The 5,274-nt window shown below is 61.0% G+C and carries 5 protein-coding genes and 1 tRNA gene; 5 read left to right on the top strand and 1 reads right to left on the bottom strand.

Annotated elements, in window-relative coordinates; all coding sequences use genetic code 11:
• Positions 1–254: 254 nt before the first annotated feature.
• On the top strand, positions 255–413 hold the full coding sequence (locus ACRC1E_RS10990; RefSeq protein ID WP_438515138.1) for a hypothetical protein: 159 nt from the start codon (positions 255–257) through the stop codon (positions 411–413).
• Here the strand turns inward: ACRC1E_RS10990 and ACRC1E_RS10985 are convergent, their stop codons facing one another.
• Entirely contained in the window at positions 414–1,391 is a 978-nt protein-coding gene (locus ACRC1E_RS10985; RefSeq protein WP_438515137.1) for a DUF2860 family protein, read from the bottom strand.
• 252 nt (positions 1,392–1,643) lie between these two features.
• On the opposite strand from ACRC1E_RS10985, the gene ACRC1E_RS10980 reads away from it, so the two are divergent.
• The 4 genes from ACRC1E_RS10980 to ACRC1E_RS10965 all read left to right on the top strand — a co-directional run.
• Positions 1,644–2,549: a cation diffusion facilitator family transporter gene (locus ACRC1E_RS10980; protein ID WP_438515136.1), complete on the top strand. Its 906-nt coding sequence runs from the start codon at positions 1,644–1,646 to the stop codon at positions 2,547–2,549.
• 62 nt (positions 2,550–2,611) lie between these two features.
• On the top strand, positions 2,612–4,480 hold the full coding sequence (selB, locus tag ACRC1E_RS10975; RefSeq protein ID WP_438515135.1) for a selenocysteine-specific translation elongation factor: 1,869 nt from the start codon (positions 2,612–2,614) through the stop codon (positions 4,478–4,480).
• A gap of 36 nt (positions 4,481–4,516) precedes the next feature.
• Positions 4,517–4,611 (top strand) — tRNA-Sec (locus ACRC1E_RS10970).
• A gap of 85 nt (positions 4,612–4,696) precedes the next feature.
• The coding region (locus tag ACRC1E_RS10965) for a heterodisulfide reductase-related iron-sulfur binding cluster (RefSeq protein WP_438515134.1) at positions 4,697–5,274 on the top strand (578 nt) is incomplete at its 3' end.

Here is a 5,274-nt window from a genome sequence, read left to right as displayed (position 1 = left end):
GCCGGATTGCAGTCTGCGAGCAGGAAGTCGCCATCCTTGTCGCAAGCGATCAGAAAAACATTGTCGGGAAACTCCTGCCACAGGCTCTCGAACGCGGGAAAGCGCCGGCGCAGGGTACGAATCCAGCCGGCAGAGGTCACAGGGGTAGATGAGGCAGAAGGCAACACGGTGTCTCAAACATACATAAAAAATGTATTCTGCCATCAATTAATGCAAATAGAATGCAATTTCAACATAAAAAATAAGAAATGACCATGACGATCAAAATCCTAGGCCCAGCCGAGTTCGAACATCTCGCCATTGGCGCCTGCCTGCTCGGTGGCGGCGGTGGCGGCCCACTGGCCGGCGCCCGGACGCTGGCCATAAAAAAACCGGCGCACACCGCACCGGTTTTTGGGCTGATCATGATGTGATCAGAACTTGTACATCACACCTGCGCCAATGCGCTTGACTTCGGCATCGTAGAAGTTGATGTCGGAATCGGACTTGCCATAGGCGGCATTAACGAAGCCGCTGACATTCTTGTAACCGAACAGCTGGTGACGCATCAGATTGGTGCCGATCACGAAGTCGCTGCTATCGGCCTTCTTGCCGTCGAATTCTGGAATAGGGTTGGCTGCATCGTACTTCTGTTCGCCCAGATACAGGTTGGCAGTCACGGTGTAGAGGCCGCTGCGGTAGCCGTAGTCCAGCTTGAAGCCGGTGGAGTCGTTGCTCATGGCGCGGCCGTCAAGGTCGTGCTTGCCCAAGACGATGCCCGGTGCTAGGAAGTGGCCCGGTGCAAATTCCCAGTCGTAGGACAGGTTGAAACGGGTGGTTTTGCCGTTACGGTCCAGCAACCCAAGGTAGCCGCTCTTCTCATCGTCCAGCTCAACCTTGCGGCGGGTAATGTCGGCGCTGAAGTTGCTGCCCAAGATACCTTCCCAGCCCAGACGCATGCCGGTCGACTTGCGCTTGGTCTCTTCGCGCTCACCCGTTGTGTCGTACGGGTTGGCCCATACGTCCTTGCTGCCGAAGCCGCTGAATACCAGGCCGGCAGACACAATGCCGTTATTGCCGATTTCCTGACGCACACCCAGCTGCTGGGTGTAGTCCAGACGCAGCGCATCATGCACCTGATTACCCAGTACAAACTGGGTACGGCTATTGGCCAGGGTGTAGCGCAGGTCGAGCATCAGCAGCGGATCGGTTTCGCCGTGGCTGTCCGGTGTACCACGGTTATAGATACGGCCGTTGTCATCGCCCTTGTACATATTGGAAGCCACTTCGCTGCTCGCCACGCCGATGCTGACCGCGCCGGAAAAACCGTTGCTGGTCGGAATCGGGTTGATGGCGGCTTGGGCGGCAGAGGCCAGCAGCAAGGCGGCAGAAGCCAGTACGGTTTTTTGCATGTCAGAATTCCCTTGAACAGAAAATCGCTCTGCGCTTTAGCGGGCAGAGGATAAAATCATGGTTTTTCGCCACCTGATGGCAGGCGGCCTTGAACGTCTGCGCAATTGTCCCATAAAGAAAGCATCCGATACCAACTGGTGTGCGTTAGTTCACAACGATACGCGTGACTGCCTTAAACTGACGACAGTTTAAGCCAAAACTAATCATCCGATGGCATTATCCAGCCATTTGAATTCAACAAAAGCATAATCATGGCCATAGAAAAACCCCTGCCGGATCATCAAGCGGCAGAAGAATTGGCACGCTACGCCGCTGCGCGCAAAAGTACCTTGGTCAGCGTGGTTATCAACCTGATCCTGACGGTACTGCAAGTGACCGTCGGCATCTTTGCCCGCTCGCAGGCGCTGGTGGCAGACGGTATCCATTCGCTGTCCGACCTGTTGGCCGACTTCGTGGTGCTGTTTGCCAGCCACCACGGCCGCAAGGCGCCGGATGATGATCATCATTACGGCCATCAGCGCTATGAAAATGCGGCCTCGCTGGTACTGGGCCTGCTATTGCTGGCGGTCGGTGCCGGCATGCTCATTTCGGCGGCCTCCAAATTCAACGACCCCGAGTCCATCCCGCAGGTGCACGCCATCGCCCTGTGGGTGGCGCTGTTTACGCTGGTGTGCAAGGAAGGCCTGTTCCGCTACATGCTGGGCATTGCCAAAAAAGTGCGCTCGACCATGCTGGTAGCCAACGCCTGGCACGCGCGCTCGGATGCGGCATCGTCGCTGGTGGTGGCGCTGGGCATAGGCGGCAATATGCTGGGCTATCCGCTGCTGGACCCGGTAGCGGCACTGTTTGTCGGCCTGATGATCTGCAGGACCGGTGGCCAGTTTGCCTGGAGTGCGCTGTCCGACCTGATGGACAAGGCCGCCGATGAAGAAGAAGTCAGCAAGATCCGCACTACCTTGCTCGCTACCCCCGGCATTACCGGCCTGCACGATCTGCGCACCCGCAAAATGGGCGACATGATCGTGGTCGATGTACATCTGGAAGTCGATGGCGACCTGAATGTACGCGACGGCCATAATATTGCGCTGGAAGCGCGCGCCCGCGTGATGGCCGAACATCCGGTGCTGAATGTGATGACCCACGTCGATCCGGTCTAGCCGAAAAACCCCATGCCCTCTACCATGGGCGGCTTTGCACCCAGACAGGAAAGAAGCCGCCCATGATCATCGCGACTGCCGGCCACGTCGACCACGGCAAAACCTCGTTATTGCGCGCCCTCACCGGCACCGATGCCGACCGCCTGCCGGAAGAAAAACGCCGCGGCATGACGCTGGATCTGGGCTATGCCTTTCTCGAATGCGCTAACGGCAAGCGTCTGGGCTTTGTCGATGTGCCCGGCCACGAAAAATTCCTGAGCAATATGCTCGCCGGTGTAGGCGGCCTCGACCACGCCCTGCTATTGGTTGCCTGCGACGACGGCATCATGCCGCAGACACGCGAACACCTGGCCATTTTGCAACTGGCCGGCACCCCGGCCATCACCGTAGCACTGAGCAAATGTGATCTGGCGGACTCGGCACACATCCTGGCACTAAGCCGCGAAATCGAAACCCTGCTCGCCAGTTACCATCTTGCTGCTAGCGCCATCCTGCCGGTTTCCAGCCGCAGCGGTGCCGGGCTTGAGGCCTTGCGCGCGCATCTGGAGGCACTTCCGGCCAATGCCCCCGACGCGACACGGCGCTTTCGCCTCGCCATCGACCGCGCCTTTACCATCAAGGGCAGCGGTCTGGTGGTCAGCGGCACCGCGCTCGCGGGCCGCGTCGCCAGCGGCGACACGCTATGGCTCAGCGGCGCCGAAGTGCCGGTACGTGTGCGTGCACTGCATGCACAGGGCCAGGCGGCAAATAGCGCCGGTAAAGGCGAGCGCATCGCGCTCAATCTCGCGGGTGATATCAGCAAAGACGACATCAGGCGTGGCGACTGGCTGCTGGCACAAGCCGGTCGCGCCAGCAGCCGCATCAGCGTCGCACTCAAGCCGCTGGCCGGTGCCGCGCCACTCAAACACTGGCAGGCCGTACACATCCATCACGGCGCGCGCCATATCACCGGCCATCTGGTCCTGCTGGGCGAGGACAAGGCCCAGTCTTGCGCCGAACTGGCACTGGATGCGCCGCTCTATCTGGCAGACAACGACAGGCTGATTGTGCGCGATGCCGGTGCACGCCAGACGCTCGCCGGCGCACGGGTGCTGGAAACCATGCCGCCGCTGCGCGGCAAACGCCATCCGGCCCGACTTGCCCATCTGCAGGCACTGGCCGCAGCGGGCGGGAACGACAAGCTGGCGCTACGCACCCTGGCCGAACAGGGCAGCGTCGATCTGCCGGCATTTGCCTGGGCGCGCCAGACAACACACGATGCCGGCGCATGGGCACAGGCCTTGCAACTGGTGGTTGCCGGCACCCATGCCCATGCCCCCGCACGCTGGCAGGCACTGCAAGACACCCTGCTGCAACGCCTGGCCGGCCTGCACGCGGCCCAGCCCGACCAGATGGGCGCGGCGCGCTCGCGCCTCAAGCGTCTGGCGCTGCCGAATGAAACGCCGGCTACGATGAGCGCACTGCTGCACGCGCTGCTTGCTGCCGGTAGCTTGTGTGAAACCCGTGGCTGGCTGCACCTGCCAGGCCATGTACTGGCATTCAGCAGCAGCGAAGATGCGCTATGGCTACGGGTGGCGGGTGGCTTTGGCGAGGGTGGCGAGGCCCAGTGGGTACGCGATCTGGCGCAAAGCGCACACAGCGACGAGGACAGCGTGCGTGCCCTGCTGAAAAAGGCCGCCCGTCTGGGCCATGTCATCGCTATCGTGCCCGACCGCTATTATCTGGCCAGCCGCATCCGGCAGATGGCCGCCATCGTGTGCGAACTGGCGGCGTGCCAGGGCTACGCCGATGCCGCCTCGTTCCGTGACCGCATCGGCGTCGGGCGCAAGCTGGCGATCCAGCTACTGGAATTTTTCGACAAGAGCGGGCTCACCCGGCGTCAGGGCGACCGCCATCTGCTGCGCGATGCCACCCAATTTGCAAGCGACTGACCGTACACAGGCAAGCTGTTATAATTGCCGCCTTGCGGAAGATCATCATCCCCGGTGGGGTGGCCGGTCTTCAAAACCGGAGGGGGCCGCCAGCGGTCCCGGGCAGGTTCGACTCCTGTGATCTTCCGCCAGCGCACCAACCCCGCCAAAGCCGCCCGCTTACCCTCATGACATGATAGGCTACAGCCTGCCTATCATCTTGCAGCGCGCAAATTTATGAAAATCGGCCTGTTCATTCCCTGTCACGTCAACGAACTCTATCCGCATATCGCCATTGCCACGCTGGAACTGCTGGAAGGCTATGGCCTGGATGTCGACTATCCGCTGGCGCAAACCTGTTGCGGCCAGCCGCTGTTCAATAATGGCGATGTAAAGGGCGCAGCAGCGGCGGCCGGCCGCTTTTGCGACATCTTTGCCGGCTACGACTATGTGGTGTCGCCATCGAGTAGCTGCATAAGCCATGTCGGTGCCCACTACCCGCCCGATACGCCCGGCTATGCAGGCTTGCAGCCGCGGGTCTACGAAATCGTCGAATTCCTGCAGGACATCCTCAAAGTCGAGGCGCTGCCCAAGCCGGTGAGCTTCCCGCACAAGGTCTCCATCCACCAGAGCTGTCTCGGCCTGCGTACCCGCAAGCATGCCACCGCCTCCGAACTGATGCTGCCCTATCAGTCGCGACTGGAGCGCATCCTCGCGCTGGTGGACGGCATCACCCTCACCCGGCCGGAACGGCGCGACGAGTGCTGCGGTTTTGGCGGCAGCTATTGCGTGGACGAGCCCGAGCTATCGGTGGC

Source organism: Craterilacuibacter sp. (assembly GCF_051659485.1).
In the GTDB taxonomy this organism is placed as follows: Bacteria; Pseudomonadota; Gammaproteobacteria; order Burkholderiales; family Chromobacteriaceae; genus Craterilacuibacter.
This window is presented reverse-complemented; position numbering and strand designations above follow the sequence as displayed.